The organism is Pseudomonas aphyarum, from assembly GCF_028657055.1.
Classification (GTDB): Bacteria; Pseudomonadota; Gammaproteobacteria; order Pseudomonadales; family Pseudomonadaceae; genus Aquipseudomonas; species Aquipseudomonas aphyarum.
The window spans coordinates 143286-159111 of sequence record NZ_JAMDGS010000007.1; the positions used below are offsets into that span (position 1 = coordinate 143286).

A 15826-nucleotide genomic window follows, 5' to 3' on the forward strand; every position below is an offset into this window, starting at 1 on the left:
ATCATTCACTGGTAAGGGCCGTCACCGGGTCGAGTCGGGCAGCTTTGCGGGCCGGCATGAAGCCGAAGACAACACCGGTCACGAGGGCGCAGCCGAAGGCGCCGAACACCGCCATCAAGGAAAACGCCACGGCGACTTCACTGAGAACCAGCACGCCGCCGACGATCAGCGCCAGGGCGATCCCGGCGATACCGCCGACCACCGAGAGCATCACCGCTTCGGTGAGGAACTGGCGCAGGATGTCCCGTTGCCGGGCGCCGGTGGCCATGCGAATGCCGATCTCGCGGGTGCGTTCGCGTACGGTCATGAGCATGATGTTCATCACGCCGATCCCGCCCACCAGCAGCGAAATTGCGGCAATCGAACCGAGCATCAGCGACAGAGTGTTTTGCGTGCGCGCCTCGGCCTGGATCATCGCGGCGTTGTTGGTCAGCTCGAAATCCTTCTTGCCGTTGTGCAGGCGCAGCATCAATTGTTCGATGGCGTGCTCCGCCTCCTTGACCTTGCGCGCATCCGCCGCGGCGATCGCCACGTATTCCGGATTGCGTGTGCCGAACAGCCGGACGCTGGCGGCGGAGTAGGGGATGGCGATGCGGTCATCGCTGTCCTGATCGCCGGAGCTCGCCCCTTTCTCCTGAAGCACGCCGACCACCTGGAACGGCACGTTTTCGATCAGGATGTACTGGCCGATGGGGTTGGGCACGTCCTTGAGCAGTTTGTCGCGAACCTTTTTGCCGATCACGGCCACGGCGCTGGCGTTGCGTTCGTCAGCGTCGGTGAAGTAACTGCCTTCGACCACCGGCCAGTTGAAGATCGCCGGGAAGTTGGTGTCGTTGCCGCCGACGTAGCTCAGGTGGTCGACGTTGCCGAAACGCACGCCGGCCTCGGCGCCGTTGACCGGCATGATCCGCTTGACCTGCGGCAGGCTGGCCAGCGCCGCCACGTCATCGAGGGTGACGATGCCCGGTGGCGTGCGCGGGTTGGGTGCCGAACCGCTGAGGTAAATGATGTTCGAACCGAAAGCGCCCATCTGTGCCATGACCTGACGCTTGCTGCCTTCGCCCACGGCGAGCATGACCACCACCGAAGCTACGCCGATGATGATGCCGAGCAGGGTCAGCGCGGTGCGGAAGCGGTTGATCCACATCACTCGCCAGGCGGCATGCAGGGCGTCCACCAGTTCGCCTTTCCAGGCGCCGGACGCTTGCGCGCCTTCGCTCAGGCGCTTGCGCAGGTCGACGGCTTGCAGAGCGCCGGGGTTGGCCGTGGTCTGGGCTTCGGGATTGTCCCGGGCGCTGTCGCTGATGATCAGGCCGTCGCGGATCTCGATGATGCGCTTGGCCCGCGCCGCGACTTCGCGGTCGTGGGTGATCAGGATCACCACGTGGCCCTGGCTCGCCAGCTCGTCGAGCAGCGCCATGACTTCTTTGCCGCTGTGGCTGTCGAGGGCGCCGGTGGGTTCGTCGGCGAGGATGATGTGGCCGCCGTTCATCAGTGCCCGGGCAATCGAAACGCGTTGTTGCTGACCACCGGATAACTGGTGCGGACGGTTGCCGGTGCGCGAGGCCAGGCCGAGGCGGTCGAGCAGGGCGGCGGCGCGGGCGTGGCGTTCCGCGGCGGGGGTGCCGGCATAGATCGCCGGCATCTCGACGTTTTCCTGGGCCGAGCCGGACGGAATCAGGTGATAGCCCTGAAACACGAAACCGAAGGCTTCGCGCCGCAGCCAGGCCAGTTCATCGGTGTCGAGGCCGGCGACGTTTTCCCCGGCGAAACGGTATTCGCCGGAGGTGGGCCGGTCGAGGCAGCCGAGGATGTTCATCAGCGTCGATTTGCCGGAGCCGGAAGCGCCGACAATCGCCACGAATTCCCCGGCATGGATCGACAGGTCGATCCCGCGCAGCACATGCACTTCAGGGGCGTCGCCGCCGCCGTAGGATTTGCGGATGTCCTGCAGGTCGATCAGGGGCGTCTGCATTCAGCCTCCGCTGCCGTCGGCCGGGCCGATCAGCAGGTGATCGCCTTCGTTCAAGCCTTCCAGCACCTGGACTTTCAAACGATCGCTGATGCCGGTGTGTACTTCGCGCGACTGGACATCGCCATTGGCGGCGATCACCTGCGCGGTCTGCCGGTTTGCAGTGGCGGTGCCTTGCAGGGCGGCAACCGGAGCGGTGAGGACGTCCTTTGCCTGGCTGGCGACGAAAAATACCTGGGTGGTCATTTCCGCCATCAGTGCGTTGTCGGCGTTGTCGACATCCAGCAGCACGGTGTAGAGCACCACGCGGGCGCTGCCGCTTTTGCTGGAACTGGCAGGGCTGCCGCCGCCCTGGCTGGTCTGGTCCAGCGGCTTGGGCGGCACCGGCAGGATCTGCCGCACGGTGCTGCTCCAGCGTCGATGGCCGCCGCTGAGGGTGGTGAAGTAGGCGGTCATGCCCGGTTTGACGTGGCCGATGTCAGCCTCCGAAACCTCGGCCCACACCGTCATCGGCGACAGCTTGGCGATCCGCAGGATCAGCGGTGTCTGTTGTTGTGCGTTGAGGGTCTGGCCTTCGCGGGCATCGAGGGCAACCACGGTGCCGGCCATCGGCGCATAAATGCGGGTGTAGCCGAGTTCGGCCTGATCGCTGCGCAGGCTGGCTTCAGCCTGACGGATCTGGGCCTGGAACATGTCGATGCGCGCCTGGGTGGCTTTCAGTTCGGCGCGGGCGGTCTGCACGTCTTCTTCACGGGTGGCGCCGCCCGCGGCCAGGTTCTGTTGGCGCTGGTATTTCTGTTGCGCGAGTTCGTGCTGGGCTTTCTGTTCCTGCAACTGGGCCTTGAGGTTTTCGATGGAAAAACGTCCGGCGTCGAGTTTGGCTTTCTGGGTCGACGGATCGATTTCCACCAGCAGCTGACCTTCCTTGACCACGTCGCCGACCTCTACGTGGATCTTGCGGATCTGTCCCGACGCCTGGGCGCCGACGTCCACATAACGCCGCGGTTGCAGGGTGCCCAGTGCGGTGACGCTGCTTTCGATATCGCCGCGGGTCACCTGTACGGTGGCGAACTTGTCTCGCCCGGGAGGCAGGATCTGCCAGGCGGCGTAAGCGGCAACAGGGATCAGACAAAGGACTACGAGCAGGGCGCGTCGGGCGGGGCGGGGACGTTTCATGCAGGGTTCCGGCCAGTGGAAATCGGCCCGTCGTTCAGGGGAGTGCGCAGGATCGGGCACCGTTGAACGCTGCCGCAGGGCGCGACAGACACGGGGAGCTGTCCTGTAAACGATGAAAGCGGAACGGAATTTAAGCGGCGACACAGGTTGTTACAGCAATCTGAAGGTATAGCCGGACACAATTTGTCGGGCAACGACAAACACTACTTTAAATCTATATGAGAATTACTATAAATTACGCACCTCAAGTTGCCACTATCTTGCTACTGCCTTGTGCGGCTCAGCAGAACGGTGTGCTCAAGGACAGAACCCGCACTCAAGCGGCCGGGAGTCATGTTGGAAAACTACTATCGTGAGCTGGTGTGTTTCCTGAACGCCAAGCTCGGCAACCGACAGGTGGCCGAAGATGTGGTGCATGACGCTTATGTGCGAGTGCTGGAGCGTTCCAGCGATACGCCGATCGAACAGCCCCGGGCCTTCCTTTATCGCACCGCGCTGAACCTGGTGATCGATGACCATCGGCGCAACGCCCTGCGTCAGGTCGAATCGCTGGAAGTGCTCGACAGCGAAGAGCGCTACTTCACCCCGTCCCCCCACAGCACCCTCGATCATGGTCAGCGTCTGGACATGTTGCAGCGTGCGCTGGCCGAGCTCCCTGCGCTGTGCCGCGAGAGTTTTCTGTTGCGCAAGATCGAGGGCCTGTCGCACCCCGAGATCGCCGAGCACCTGGGTATTTCCAAGGCTCTGGTGGAAAAGCACATCGTCAACGCCATGAAACATTGCCGCCTGCGAATCAAACAATGGGATGCCCATTGAACCGTCGTCGTTAAATTTTATTTCACTGTCCTCGTTCCTACTCAACAGACGATCTGCTGTCCTGCTCCGGGCCGGCCGGTCACCCAAGCTCTTCCTCCGCGCTGTTCGGGGGTTCATCCAGAGGACACTGGAAATGACACAGGCAATTGCATCGCCCATCGTTCACGACCTGATCGGCGTCGGTTTCGGCCCTTCGAACCTGGCGCTGGCCATCGCTCTGCAAGAGCGCGGCCCGACCCAGGGCGAGCTGGATGTGCTGTTTCTCGACAAGCAACCCAACTACAGCTGGCACGGCAACACCCTGTCGACCCAGAGCGAGCTGCAGATTTCCTTCCTCAAGGATCTGGTGACCCTGCGCAATCCGACCAGCCCGTACTCGTTCGTCAACTACCTCAAGCACCACGGCCGTCTGGTGGACTTCATCAACCTCGGCACCTTCTATCCGTGCCGCATGGAGTACAACGACTACCTGCGCTGGGTGGCTGCACAGTTCACTGAACAGAGCCGTTACGGCGAAGAAGTGCTGACCATCGAACCGGTGCTGCACAACCACCAGGTCGAAGCCCTGCGGGTAATTTCCCGTGGGACGGACGGCCAGCAGTTCGTGCGCACCGCGCGTTCGGTGGTGGTCAGCGCCGGTGGTACGCCACGTATTCCCGAGGCGTTCAAGGCGCTCAAGGGCGACGGTCGGGTGTTCCATCACTCGCAGTACCTGGCGGAAATGGCCAAGCAGCCGTGCGTGAACAACCAGCCGATGAGCATCGCGATCATCGGTGGCGGCCAGAGCGCGGCGGAAGCCTTCATCGACCTGAACGATTCGTTCCCGTCGGTGCAGGTCGACATGATCCTGCGCGGCTCGGCCCTGAAGCCGGCGGACGACAGCCCGTTCGTCAACGAAGTGTTCTCGCCGGAGTTCACCGACCTGATCTTCCAGCAGAAGAGCAGCGAGCGTGAGCGTCTGGTCAACGAGTACCACAACACCAACTACTCGGTGGTCGACATCGACCTGATCGAGCGCATCTACGGCATCTTCTATCGCCAGAAAGTGTCCGGTGTTGCGCGCCATGCGTTCCGCACCCTGACCACTGTCGAGAAAGCCACCGCCACCGAACGCGGTATCGAACTGACCGTACGCAACAACGCCACCGGCGAAGTCACCGTGCGTGCCTACGACGCGGTCGTGCTGGCCACCGGTTACGAGCGTCAGATGCACCGCAAACTGCTGGCGCCGCTGGAGGAGTACCTGGGTGACTTCGAGGTCGATCGCAACTACAAACTGATCACCGACGAGCGCTGCAAGGCCGGTCTGTACATGCAGGGCTTCTGCCAGGCCAGCCACGGTCTGAGCGATACGCTGCTGTCGATCCTGCCGATCCGCGCGGACGAGATTGCCGGCTCGCTGTATGAGCATGGCAAGAACCGTGGGCACAGCCGTTCGGTGATGGACTTGTTGCTGGCGACTGCCAGCTAAGTATCCTTTCAGCCTGATCGTTCCCACGCAGTGGGAACGATCTTTCGGGCAATCCTGAACCCTTCCTGAACACCCGCCACATTCCCCGACACACTTCCTTTTGCGGGTTTACTCTCCAGACATCGGGGCGTAAGCTTCGCGCGTTTTCATCAATAGCGGAGACCCACAGTGGGTACTTGTTCGAGTGACAGTTGTCGGCCGGTCCTTGTAACCGGCAGATTCTCGGCAAGATAACGCGCATTCCTTTGTGCTGTTGTCTCGCCGAACAGCGAGCAGCGGCATCCCGATCATGACCGGTCCCGGTCATGTCCCGACGTCCTTCTCATCGACACTGAAAAGCCTGTGAAGTCGACTTCATCGTCGTCATTGCAGCCCTATCGACACGCCTGTCTTTTCTGACTGGCGCGCCACGCCTTGCCGTGCCGATTTCCCGGTGCCCAGGACGAGGACGTACCTGCTCGACGGTTTCCCGGCTGACCATAGGGGCAACAGCCATGAAACTTACGCTCAAGGAATTTTTCGCAGGCTTCCTGCGGACCCGCCACATCGCCCGGCACTTCCGTCGCCTGGCCTTGCTGGAAACCCTCAGCGACACCACGGTCAGCCGTGAAGTGCCGCCGACCCTGGCCAATACACTGGTGGACGCCGCCCATTGCGACAGCGGCGTGCTGCTGTCGAACCTCGGCACCCACACCGACGGCCTGACCGATTTCGAAGTCGATGTACTGCGTGCGCAGCACGGCCTCAACGAAGTCGAACACGAACAACCGCTGCCGTGGTGGACCCACCTGTGGCACTGCTACAAAAACCCGTTCAACTTGCTGCTGACCCTGTTGGCGGTGATCTCGTGGCTGACCGAAGACCTTAAGGCCGCCATCGTGATTTTCTCGATGGTGGTGCTGTCGACGCTGCTGCGCTTCTGGCAGGAGAGCAAATCCAACCAGGCCGCCGACGCGCTCAAGGCAATGGTCAGCAACACCGCCACCGTGCTGCGCCGGGATGCGCCGCGCGCTGAACTGCCGATCAAGCAACTGGTGCCCGGCGATCTCATCGTGCTCTCGGCCGGCGACATGATTCCTGCCGATTGCCGGGTGCTCAGCGCCAAGGATCTGTTCGTCAGCCAGGCGGCGATGACCGGTGAATCGATGCCGGTGGAAAAATTCCCGCGTCAGGCCGATCGCGACACGCGCAATCCGCTGGAACTCGACAACATCCTGTTCATGGGCACCAACGTGGTGTCCGGAACGGCGGTGGCGGTGATTCTCACCACCGGCAACAGCACCTATTTCGGTGCGCTGGCGCAACGGGTCGGGGCGACTGATCGCGCGGTGACTTCGTTCCAGCAAGGCGTGAACAAAGTCAGCTGGCTGCTGATCCGTTTCATGTTCGTCATGGCGCCGCTGGTGTTGTTCATCAACGGTTTCACCAAGGGCGACTGGACCGAAGCATTGCTGTTCGCGCTGTCGATTGCCGTGGGCCTGACCCCGGAAATGCTGCCGATGATTGTCACCTCGACGCTGGCCAAAGGCGCGGTGTTCCTGTCGCGCAAAAAGGTCATCGTCAAACGTCTGGATGCGATCCAGAACTTCGGCGCCATGGATGTGCTGTGCACCGACAAGACCGGCACTTTGACCCAGGACAAGATCTTCCTGGCACGTAACGTCGACGTTTGGGGCGAAGACTCCGATGACGTGCTGGAAATGGCTTACCTCAACAGCTACTACCAGACCGGCCTGAAAAACCTGCTTGATGTGGCGGTGCTGGAACACGTGGAAATCCACCGTGAGCTGAAGGTCGGCACGGCGTTTCGCAAGGTCGACGAGATCCCGTTCGACTTCAATCGTCGGCGCATGTCGGTGGTCGTCGAGGGACGCGGCCAGCCGCATCAACTGATCTGCAAAGGCGCGGTGGAAGAGGTTCTGTCGGTGTGCAGCCGGGTTCGTCACGGTGAAGTCGACGAAGCCTTGAGCGATGAATTGCTGGCGAAAATCCGTCAGGTCACAGCAGCATTCAACGCTGAAGGCTTGCGTGTGGTAGCGGTGGCGGCACGGTCGATGCCGGAGGGGCGTGACACTTATAGCCTGGGCGACGAGCAGGAACTGACGCTGATCGGTTACGTGGCGTTCCTCGATCCACCGAAGGAAAGCACCGCCCCGGCACTCAAGGCCCTGGCCGAACACGGCGTGGCGGTGAAAGTGCTGACCGGCGACAACGAGCTGGTGACCGCCAAGATCTGCCGCGAAGTGGGCCTGGCCCAGCAAGGCCTGCTGATGGGCAACGACATCGAAAGCATGAGCGACGCGGAACTGGCCGTCGCGGTGGAAACCACCAACGTGTTCGCCAAACTGACCCCGTCGCACAAGGAACGCATCGTGCGCATCCTCAAGGGCAACGGCCACGTGGTCGGGTTCATGGGCGACGGCATCAACGACGCACCGGCGCTGCGCACCGCAGACATCGGGATTTCCGTGGACAGCGCGGTGGATATCGCCAAGGAAGCGGCCGACATCATCCTGCTGGAAAAGAGCCTGATGGTGCTGGAGGAGGGCGTGCTGGAAGGACGCCGGACCTTCGCCAACATGCTCAAGTACATCAAGATGACCGCCAGCTCGAACTTCGGCAACGTGTTCTCGGTACTGGTCGCCAGTGCGTTCATTCCGTTCCTGCCGATGCTGCCGATGCACCTGCTGGTGCAGAACCTGCTCTATGACATTTCGCAGATCGCGATCCCGTTCGATAACGTCGACGACGAGATGCTGAAACAGCCGCAACGCTGGCAGCCGGGGGACGTCGGGCGCTTCATGCTGTTCTTCGGCCCGATCAGTTCGATCTTCGACATCACAACGTTCGCCTTGATGTGGTACGTGTTCGATGCCAACACCCCGGATCACCAGACCCTGTTCCAGTCCGGCTGGTTCGTGGTGGGGCTGCTGACCCAGACGCTGATCGTGCACATGATCCGCACGCCGAAGATTCCGTTCCTGCAAAGCCGCGCGGCCATGCCGTTGCTGGTGATGACCGCAATCATCATGGCCGTGGGCATCTTCCTGCCGATGGGGCCGCTGGCGCACTACTTCAAATTGCAGGCGCTGCCATCGATGTACTTCGTGTTCCTGCCGGTGATCCTGCTGGCGTACATGGCGCTGACCCAGGCCGTCAAAGGCTTCTACATCCGCCGCTTCGGCTGGCAGTAAAAGGCAAGAATTCCCCCCTTGTGGGAGCAAGGGGGCGGTTTCAAGGAGTTCGACATGCAAGCGATCAACAATCTCAACCTCACCTCATTGCTCGACACTTTGGTCAGCCTCAGCGCGGCGTTCATCCTCGGCGGCCTGATCGGCTTCGAACGCCAGTACCGGCAACGCACGGCGGGCTTGCGCACCAACGTGCTGGTGGCGGTCGGCGCGGCGATTTTCGTCGACATGGCCAACCGTCTCGCCGGTGCCGAAGGCGCGGTACGGGTGGTTGCCTACGTGGTCTCCGGCATCGGTTTTCTCGGCGCCGGCGTGATCATGCGCGAAGAGGGCAACGTGCGCGGGCTCAACACCGCCGCCACGCTCTGGACCTCGGCGGCCGTTGGCGCCTGCGCCGGTGCCGACCTGCTGGCCGAAGCGGTGCTGGGCACCTTGTTCGTGCTCGCCGCCAATACCTTGCTGCGGCCGATCGTCAACAACATCAACCGTCAGCCGCTGGACGTGGTCTCGGCGGAAGTCACCAACATCGTCTACGTCATTGCCCGGCGCTCACAGCAGAAAGCCGTGTTCGCCCTGCTAGAGGCCGAGCTGGAACGCAGCAACTACCCCGCCAGCGATGTTGATGTACATGCTTTAGGTGCCGATGAAATCGAGATCGAGGCCACGCTGGCGACCACCTCGGTGGACGGTGACGAGCTGGATGCACTGGTGGCGCGAATCTCCACGTCGGCACTGGTGGTGCAGGCGTTCTGGAGTCCGAGCACCACGGAGTAAGGCGTTCAATTCGGACGAATTAAAGAATTTTCGGAAAAGTCCTACAGAGCGCGCTTCGGAGCTTGGGTAGTCTTGCCGCCACTTGAAGCGACTACCCGGACTTCCACGTTGACCGACAAAACCCTGCGCATCCTGATCGCCGATCTGCAGCATTTTCACCGGATGAAGATCGAGCGCATGTTCAATGAGCTCGATTACTACCGCATCGCGCCGGTACAAAGCCTCGGCGAGCTGCTCACGCTGGTCGATTACGGCGGTCAGCCGTTCGACGTCCTGGTGATCAATGCCGAACTGGCGGCCGGGATGGCGGATCTGCGTGGTTTTCTGTTCGATCATCCACAAGTCCGGCGGGCGCTGGTCTATGGTGAGGCAACGAATGCCTCAGGTGTTTCCAGGCATTTTGGGGCAAAGATCATCGCCAGCCCTGCAGCGTTGCCTTCAATCAGCGCCATCAAACAGTTGATGACCTCGGTCGAGGACTCACCGGAGCGCGCCTCGCGCGTTCGATCACAGATCCATCCATCACGCAACTGTCAGATCTGACAGGTGATGCGGCGTGCGCACCGTGTAACAGTGGTAGCGCCGCTACCAATAGTCCAGTTCATGCAGGATCGCTGGCGTCATGTCATGTATTCGCCCCGGGAGTAGTCATGGGTTCAGCATTGATCGTTGATGACCATCCAGTGGTGGTGGGTGCCGTTCGCATGGTTCTGGAGTCCCTTGGTTACAAACAGATTCATGTCGCTTCAGACAGTAGCAAGGTGTTGTCGCTGGTCCGTTTGCACCGGCCGGATCTGATCGTGCTCGATCTGAAGCTGCCAGGTCAGGGCGGCCTGGAAATGCTGGAGCACATCAAGACAATCGGACTGCTCTGCAAGGTCGTGGTTTTCACCTCGGCCGATCCTGATCACTATCTGTTGCGTTGCCGGCGTGCCGGTGCAATGGCCTTTGTCACCAAGTCAGCCGAATTGCAGCAGTTGCAGAATGCGATCAAGGCTGTCCGCGCGGGCTATAGCTATTTCCTTGACTTGCCGAACGTCACCGCAGGTCAAGTCGAGGTGCACAGTGATGAAGGCCGCCTGATTGCATCGCTGTCCGATCGCGAATTGCACATCCTGAGGGAGCTGGCTCGAGGCATATCGAACAAGCAGATTGCCGCGGATATGAACCGCAGTCACAAAACCATCAGCACCTACAAGACCCGATTGATGCTCAAGCTCGGGATCAAGTCGTCGGTGGTATTGCGAGAGTTTGCCTTGCGCAACCATCTGCTCTGAGAGGATTGGCATGATGAGCCTTTTGCGATGCTTCCTCCTGCTCATGCTGGTGTCTGCAGGCACAGCGCAGGCGGTGACGAGTGCGCAAAGGCTGGAAATCATCTCCCGCACCCGGCTGGAGGACGTGCAGGTTCGCCTTGATGAGCAGGAACGACAGTGGCTGCGCGCGAATCCTGTATTGCGCATCGGTGCATCCTGGCCGGATTACCCCCCCTTCGAGCTGACCCGCAAACGCCATGAACTGGAAGGTCTCACGGCCGATTATGCTGATGCGATCGCGCAAGTGCTCAATCTTGACGTCGAAGTCTGGTGCTATCCCGACCGCGCAAGCGCCATGGCCGCACTCAAGGCCGGGGATGTAGATCTGCTGGGGACGTCGAACAACTTTGAAATCGCTGATCCCGACCTGATGCTGTCGCGTGCCTACGCTGAAGATCAACCCATGTGGGTGACCCGGCTCGACGAGTCGCTACCGGGGGATCTGTCAGGCAGGCGCATCGCCATGGTGGACGACTACCTGCCGCCCGCGACCATCGAAGAGGCTTACCCGCAAGCTTCCCTGCAGCGCTATCGATCGATTCTCGATGCCCTCGGCGCCGTGGCGTTCGGCCGGGATGATCTGTACCTCGGCGATTTCATCAGCGCCAGCTACCTGATCAACACTCATTTCCAGAACGACCTGCAACTGGCCGGGCCCTCGGGCCTCGACGCCAACCCCTTCGGCTTTGCCCTGGTTCGCAGCAACACCCGATTGAAACGACTGGTCGACAAGGCCCTGCTGGCGATTCCCATGGAGCAGCGTCTGGCCATGGAACTGCGCTGGAGCGCCGGACGCGCCGACAGGGCGGCGCAGTCACGGGTGAGTCTGAGTGACAGCGAGCAACAATGGCTGGATCAGCATCCGGTGGTGCGGGTCGGTGCTATCGATGATTTTGCACCGCTGACATTCTTTGACGCTGATGGCCGCTTCAGTGGTCTGGCTGCGCAACTGCTCAACCTGATCAGTCAGCGCAGCGGCCTGAGGTTCGAGGTGGTGCGCGGTCAGTCTCTGGATCGTCAGGTCGAGCAACTCAGGAGCGGGGGGCTGGATCTGTTGCCGGTGATGACACCGAGCCGCGAGCGCGAAACGCAAATGCTGTTTACCCGATCGTACGCCAACAGTCCCTTTGTGTTGATCACCGATTCGAAGGTACAGGCGCCACGCAGCCTGGACGAAATGACGGGCAAGCGCCTTGCGCTCTATCGCGGTAATCCTTTGCGCGATTACCTGTTGGAACACGTGCCACAGATCCGTCTGGTCGAGTTGCCGAGTCCGGCGGACGGCACGCAGGCGCTGCTCCACGGCCAAGCCGATGCGACATTGAGTTCGTTGCTGGTGGCGCGCTACCAGATCGATCACCAATACCGCGATCGCTTGCGCATTGTTTCCACGCTGGGCGATCAGCCGGCGCGGATCGCCATGGCCACGGCGCTCGATGCCCCACAACTGCAATCGATTCTGAACAAGGCACTGCTGAGCATCGCACCACAGGAAATCGACGGTCTGGTCGCGCGCTGGAGTCGCAACGTGGTGCTGCAGGACAGCTATTGGCAGCGTCATAGAGAGCAAATAATGCGAGGGTTTGCCGTTGCCGCCGGATTGCTGTTGCTGGCATTGGGCTGGATCGGCTTTCAGCGTTGGCAGATCCGCCAGCGCCAGCAATGGCTACGGCAATTGCAGGAGGCCAAGGAAGCGGCCGATGAAGCCAATCGTGCCAAGAGCACGTTTCTGGCGACCATGAGTCATGAAATCCGCACCCCGATGAATGCCCTGATCGGCATGCTCGAACTGGCCCTCAAGCGTGCCGATGAAGGCGTGACCGATCGCCAGGCGATCGAGGTGGCGTCCAGTGCCGGGCAGCAACTGCTGGCCTTGATCGGTGACATTCTCGACATCGCCCGCATCGAGTCCGGGCATCTGTCACTGGCCCCCGAGCGGGCCAAGCTGCGTGAAGTGGTGGCGTCGGTGTGTCGGATTTTCGAGGGCCTGGCCCGGCAGAAACAATTGTTGTGGCATGTAGAACTGGATGAGCGCAGCAACGTCGAGGTGATGCTCGATCCTCTGCGTTTCAAACAAGTGCTGTCGAACCTGTTGAGCAACGCAATCAAGTTCACTGACGAGGGCGAGGTGAGCTTGCGCTTGCGGGTGTTCGGCGAACAGGACGGGCTGATTGAAGTAGGCGTAGCCATTGAAGACAGTGGCCGGGGGATCAGCGCCGAGGACCAGCAGCGATTGTTCAGCCCGTTTGTGCAGGTTGGCGATCATCAGTCTGTGGCGTATGGCGGTTCTGGTCTGGGGCTGGTGATCAGCCGCAACCTGTGCCGGATGATGGGCGGTGATTTGTGGATGACCAGCAAGCCGGGAAGGGGTACGCAGGTGATGCTGCGCCTGGAGTTGCCAGTGCTGAAGCCGCTTGAGCAGGAGATTGCAACGGCACCTGGCGAGGCCACGGTAATGTCGCTGAGCGTGCTGGTGGTGGATGATCATCCGGTGAATCGCTTGTTGCTGTGCCGGCAGTTGAGTGAACTCGGGCATCGTTGCGTCGATGTCGAGAGCGGTGAGCAAGGACTGGCACTCTGGCGGGCGCGGCCCTTTGATGTATTGATCACCGACTGCAATATGCCGGGGCTCGACGGATATGAACTGACGCGCGCGGTGCGTCAGGAAGAGGCCGCGACGGGCAGGGCGCCCTGTCTGATCCTCGGATTTACCGCCAATGCGCAAATGGAAGAAAAGCAGCGATGCCGAGTGGCCGGGATGGACGATTGCCTGTTCAAACCGGTTCTGCTGCGCGAATTGAGCCAGGCCCTGATGGCCGCAACATCCGAAGGCGCGCAGATCGAAAGCGTGGACGATCCGGCAGTCGCCGAGTTCGATCTGAGCGCACTGTTGCAACTGGCAGGCGCGGACAACCCGCTGATCGGGCAATTGCGTGAGGAGGTGCTGAGCAGTCTGCGCATCGACCTGAAGCGTCTGGATGAATCGGGCCGCAAAAGTGATCGAGCAGATTTACGTGATCTGGCCCATCACGTCACGGGCGGGGCGCACATGATCGGTGCCGAGCGCGTGGTCTCGGCGTGTCGGGTACTCGAACAGGCTTGCCGTGACGATGAGCCCGAAGCGGCATTGACGACCGCCATCGAGTTGCTGCGCGTGGCCATGCACGACCTCGCGCAGCAGCTTCAGGCCTGATCGGTCAGTCCCACTGCGGCGCGATGCCTGTGGGGCTGGTCAGGCGATGGCCGCGATCCAGTGTGGCGATCAGTGCCATGTCGGCGTCGCTCAGGGTCAGCGCCGTGGCGCCGAGGTTGCCTTGCAGGTTGGCGCGTTTGGTCGAGGACGGAATCACCGCGTAACCCGACTGCATCGCCCACGCCAGGGTGACCTGCGCCGGGGTGGCTTGCAGACGCTCGGCGATCTGCACGATCAGCGGATCCTTCAGCACTTCGCCATAGGCCAGGGTCATGTATGACGTGATCTGGATGCCCTGACTTTGCGCGAACTCGACGACCTTGCGGTTTTGCAGGTACGGGTGCAGTTCGATCTGGTTGGTGGCGATATTTTCTGCGCCGACCGCAGCAATCGCCTGTTTCATCAGGTCGATGGTGAAGTTGGACACGCCGATCTGCCGGGTCAGGCCCAGACGTTTGGCTTCCAGCAGCGCGCCCATGAACTCGTCGACCGGCACCTGATCTTCCGGCGATGGCCAGTGAATCAGCGTCAGGTCGAGGTAATCGGTCTGCAGCTTTTGCAGGCTCTCCTTGAGGCTTTCGATCAGACGATCCTTGGTGAAGTTGGCGATCCAGATCTTGCTGGTGATGAACAGCTCTTCACGGGCGATGCCGCTGGCAGCGATGGCCTCGCCAACGTCGGCTTCGTTTTCGTAGATCTGCGCGGTGTCGATGACCCGGTAACCGAGCTCAAGGGCAGTGCTCACCGAATCGATGACCACCTGGCCTTGCAGGCGAAACGTACCAAGACCGAAAGCGGGAACAGACATGCAGAGACTCCAGGGTTGCAGTGGGAATGGGCAGGAGTATCCGCGTCTGATTCCTCGGGAAAAACCGCTGTCGGTGCAAAGTACTGTTGACTGGAAGTAACGAATCACCGTGATCGGTATCGTTCCATCAGTAGAACGATGAGGACGGTTTTGGCTAACTAGTACTAAATACGTGGCGAATTTATGATCGCTCCATGATCAACCTGATGACGGAGTCCACCATGAAAAACCTTATCGGTATCTACACCAGCCCTCGCGGCCACTGGGTCGGCGATGGGTTTCCGGTGCGTACCCTGTTTTCCTACGACAATTTGGGCAAGCACATCAGCCCGTTCCTGCTGCTGGATCACGCGGGACCTGCGCAATTCACACCGACCATCGAACGCCGTGGCGTGGGTCAGCATCCGCACCGTGGCTTCGAGACCGTGACCATCGTTTACGAAGGCGAAGTGCAGCACCGCGACTCCACCGGCAGTGGCGGCACCATCGGCCCGGGCGATGTGCAATGGATGACGGCGGCTTCCGGAATCCTGCATGAGGAGTTCCACTCGGAAAACTTCGCCAGAACCGGCGGCAACCTGGAAATGGTGCAACTGTGGGTGAATCTGCCGGCCAAGGACAAAATGGCCGCGCCGGGTTACCAGACCATTCTGGACAGTGATATCCCGAATATCGCGCTCACGGACGGTGCCGGCAGCCTGCGTCTGATCGCCGGTGAATTCGACGGCCACAAAGGTCCATCCCGCACGTTCACGCCTATCGATGTCTGGGATCTGCGGCTGAACAGCGGCAAGCTGCTTTCGCTGGATCTGCACGAAGGCCGCAACACCGCGCTGGTGGTGTTGAAGGGTTCGGTACAGATCAACGGTGTGGAGTCGATGCGCGAAGGGCAGTTGGCGCTGTTCGAGCGCGATGGCAATCGCATCACCCTCGAAGCCAGCCAGGACGCGGTAGTGTTGCTGCTCAGCGGCGAGCCGATCGACGAACCGATCGTCGGCCACGGCCCGTTCGTGATGAACACCGAGCAGGAAATCCATCAGGCTTTCGCCGACTTCCAGTCCGGCCGTTTCGGCCAGATGCACGGCTGAAAAAACCGGCAGGCGTCACGC

11 protein-coding genes are annotated in these 15826 nt (G+C 61.2%); 8 read left to right on the plus strand and 3 right to left on the minus strand.

Annotated elements, in window-relative coordinates:
* Window position 1: 1 nt before the first annotated feature.
* Both M5G18_RS10925 and M5G18_RS10930 read right to left on the minus strand, forming a co-directional pair.
* Window positions 2–1975 carry a MacB family efflux pump subunit gene (locus M5G18_RS10925; RefSeq protein ID WP_273900026.1) on the minus strand — a complete coding sequence of 658 codons (1974 nt, stop codon included), beginning with the start codon at window positions 1973–1975 and terminating at the stop codon, window positions 2–4.
* The gene (locus M5G18_RS10930; RefSeq protein WP_273900025.1) at window positions 1976–3148 is read right to left on the minus strand and encodes an efflux RND transporter periplasmic adaptor subunit; all 1173 of its coding nucleotides are present in this window, start codon (window positions 3146–3148) and stop codon (window positions 1976–1978) included.
* Window positions 3149–3481: 333 nt separating this feature from the next.
* Between M5G18_RS10930 and M5G18_RS10935 the strand changes: the two genes are divergently transcribed.
* The 7 genes from M5G18_RS10935 to M5G18_RS10965 all read left to right on the plus strand — a co-directional run bounded on the left by M5G18_RS10935 (window position 3482) and on the right by M5G18_RS10965 (window position 13909).
* The gene (locus M5G18_RS10935) at window positions 3482–3964 is read left to right on the plus strand and encodes a sigma-70 family RNA polymerase sigma factor (protein WP_273900024.1); all 483 of its coding nucleotides are present in this window, start codon (window positions 3482–3484) and stop codon (window positions 3962–3964) included.
* A 133-nt stretch (window positions 3965–4097) separates the two neighbouring features.
* On the plus strand, window positions 4098–5435 hold the full coding sequence (locus M5G18_RS10940; protein WP_179692089.1) for a lysine N(6)-hydroxylase/L-ornithine N(5)-oxygenase family protein: 1338 nt from the start codon (window positions 4098–4100) through the stop codon (window positions 5433–5435).
* A gap of 494 nt (window positions 5436–5929) precedes the next feature.
* Complete coding sequence (gene mgtA / locus M5G18_RS10945; protein ID WP_273900023.1) at window positions 5930–8629, plus strand: magnesium-translocating P-type ATPase; 2700 nt, start codon at window positions 5930–5932, stop codon at window positions 8627–8629.
* 54 nt (window positions 8630–8683) lie between these two features.
* Window positions 8684–9400, plus strand: coding sequence for an MgtC/SapB family protein (locus M5G18_RS10950; protein ID WP_273900022.1), 717 nt, complete (start codon window positions 8684–8686; stop codon window positions 9398–9400).
* A 108-nt stretch (window positions 9401–9508) separates the two neighbouring features.
* Entirely contained in the window at window positions 9509–9943 is a 435-nt protein-coding gene (locus M5G18_RS10955) for a chemotaxis protein CheY (RefSeq protein ID WP_273900020.1), read from the plus strand.
* 107 nt (window positions 9944–10050) lie between these two features.
* Window positions 10051–10677 carry a response regulator transcription factor gene (locus tag M5G18_RS10960; protein WP_273900019.1) on the plus strand — a complete coding sequence of 209 codons (627 nt, stop codon included), beginning with the start codon at window positions 10051–10053 and terminating at the stop codon, window positions 10675–10677.
* Window positions 10678–10690: 13 nt separating this feature from the next.
* The gene (locus tag M5G18_RS10965) at window positions 10691–13909 is read left to right on the plus strand and encodes an ATP-binding protein (protein WP_420793320.1); all 3219 of its coding nucleotides are present in this window, start codon (window positions 10691–10693) and stop codon (window positions 13907–13909) included.
* 4 nt (window positions 13910–13913) lie between these two features.
* Here the strand turns inward: M5G18_RS10965 and dkgB are convergent, their stop codons facing one another.
* Window positions 13914–14717 carry a 2,5-didehydrogluconate reductase DkgB gene (gene dkgB, locus M5G18_RS10970; protein ID WP_273900017.1) on the minus strand — a complete coding sequence of 268 codons (804 nt, stop codon included), beginning with the start codon at window positions 14715–14717 and terminating at the stop codon, window positions 13914–13916.
* A gap of 221 nt (window positions 14718–14938) precedes the next feature.
* On the opposite strand from dkgB, the gene M5G18_RS10975 reads away from it, so the two are divergent.
* Window positions 14939–15805, plus strand: coding sequence for a pirin family protein (locus M5G18_RS10975; RefSeq protein WP_273900016.1), 867 nt, complete (start codon window positions 14939–14941; stop codon window positions 15803–15805).
* The last annotated feature ends 21 nt before the right edge of the window (window positions 15806–15826 follow it).

Bases quoted from the DNA above. Each gene is read 5' to 3' on its own strand.
- M5G18_RS10925 (WP_273900026.1), bottom strand. From the start codon at position 1,975: ATGCAGACGCCCCTGATCGACCTGCAGGACATCCGCAAATCCTACGGC.
- M5G18_RS10930 (WP_273900025.1), bottom strand. From the start codon at position 3,148: ATGAAACGTCCCCGCCCCGCCCGACGCGCCCTGCTCGTAGTCCTTTGT.
- M5G18_RS10935 (WP_273900024.1), top strand. From the start codon at position 3,482: ATGTTGGAAAACTACTATCGTGAGCTGGTGTGTTTCCTGAACGCCAAG.
- M5G18_RS10940 (WP_179692089.1), top strand. From the start codon at position 4,098: ATGACACAGGCAATTGCATCGCCCATCGTTCACGACCTGATCGGCGTC.
- mgtA (WP_273900023.1), top strand. From the start codon at position 5,930: ATGAAACTTACGCTCAAGGAATTTTTCGCAGGCTTCCTGCGGACCCGC.
- M5G18_RS10950 (WP_273900022.1), top strand. From the start codon at position 8,684: ATGCAAGCGATCAACAATCTCAACCTCACCTCATTGCTCGACACTTTG.
- M5G18_RS10960 (WP_273900019.1), top strand. From the start codon at position 10,051: ATGGGTTCAGCATTGATCGTTGATGACCATCCAGTGGTGGTGGGTGCC.
- M5G18_RS10965 (WP_420793320.1), top strand. From the start codon at position 10,691: ATGAGCCTTTTGCGATGCTTCCTCCTGCTCATGCTGGTGTCTGCAGGC.
- dkgB (WP_273900017.1), bottom strand. From the start codon at position 14,717: ATGTCTGTTCCCGCTTTCGGTCTTGGTACGTTTCGCCTGCAAGGCCAG.
- M5G18_RS10975 (WP_273900016.1), top strand. From the start codon at position 14,939: ATGAAAAACCTTATCGGTATCTACACCAGCCCTCGCGGCCACTGGGTC.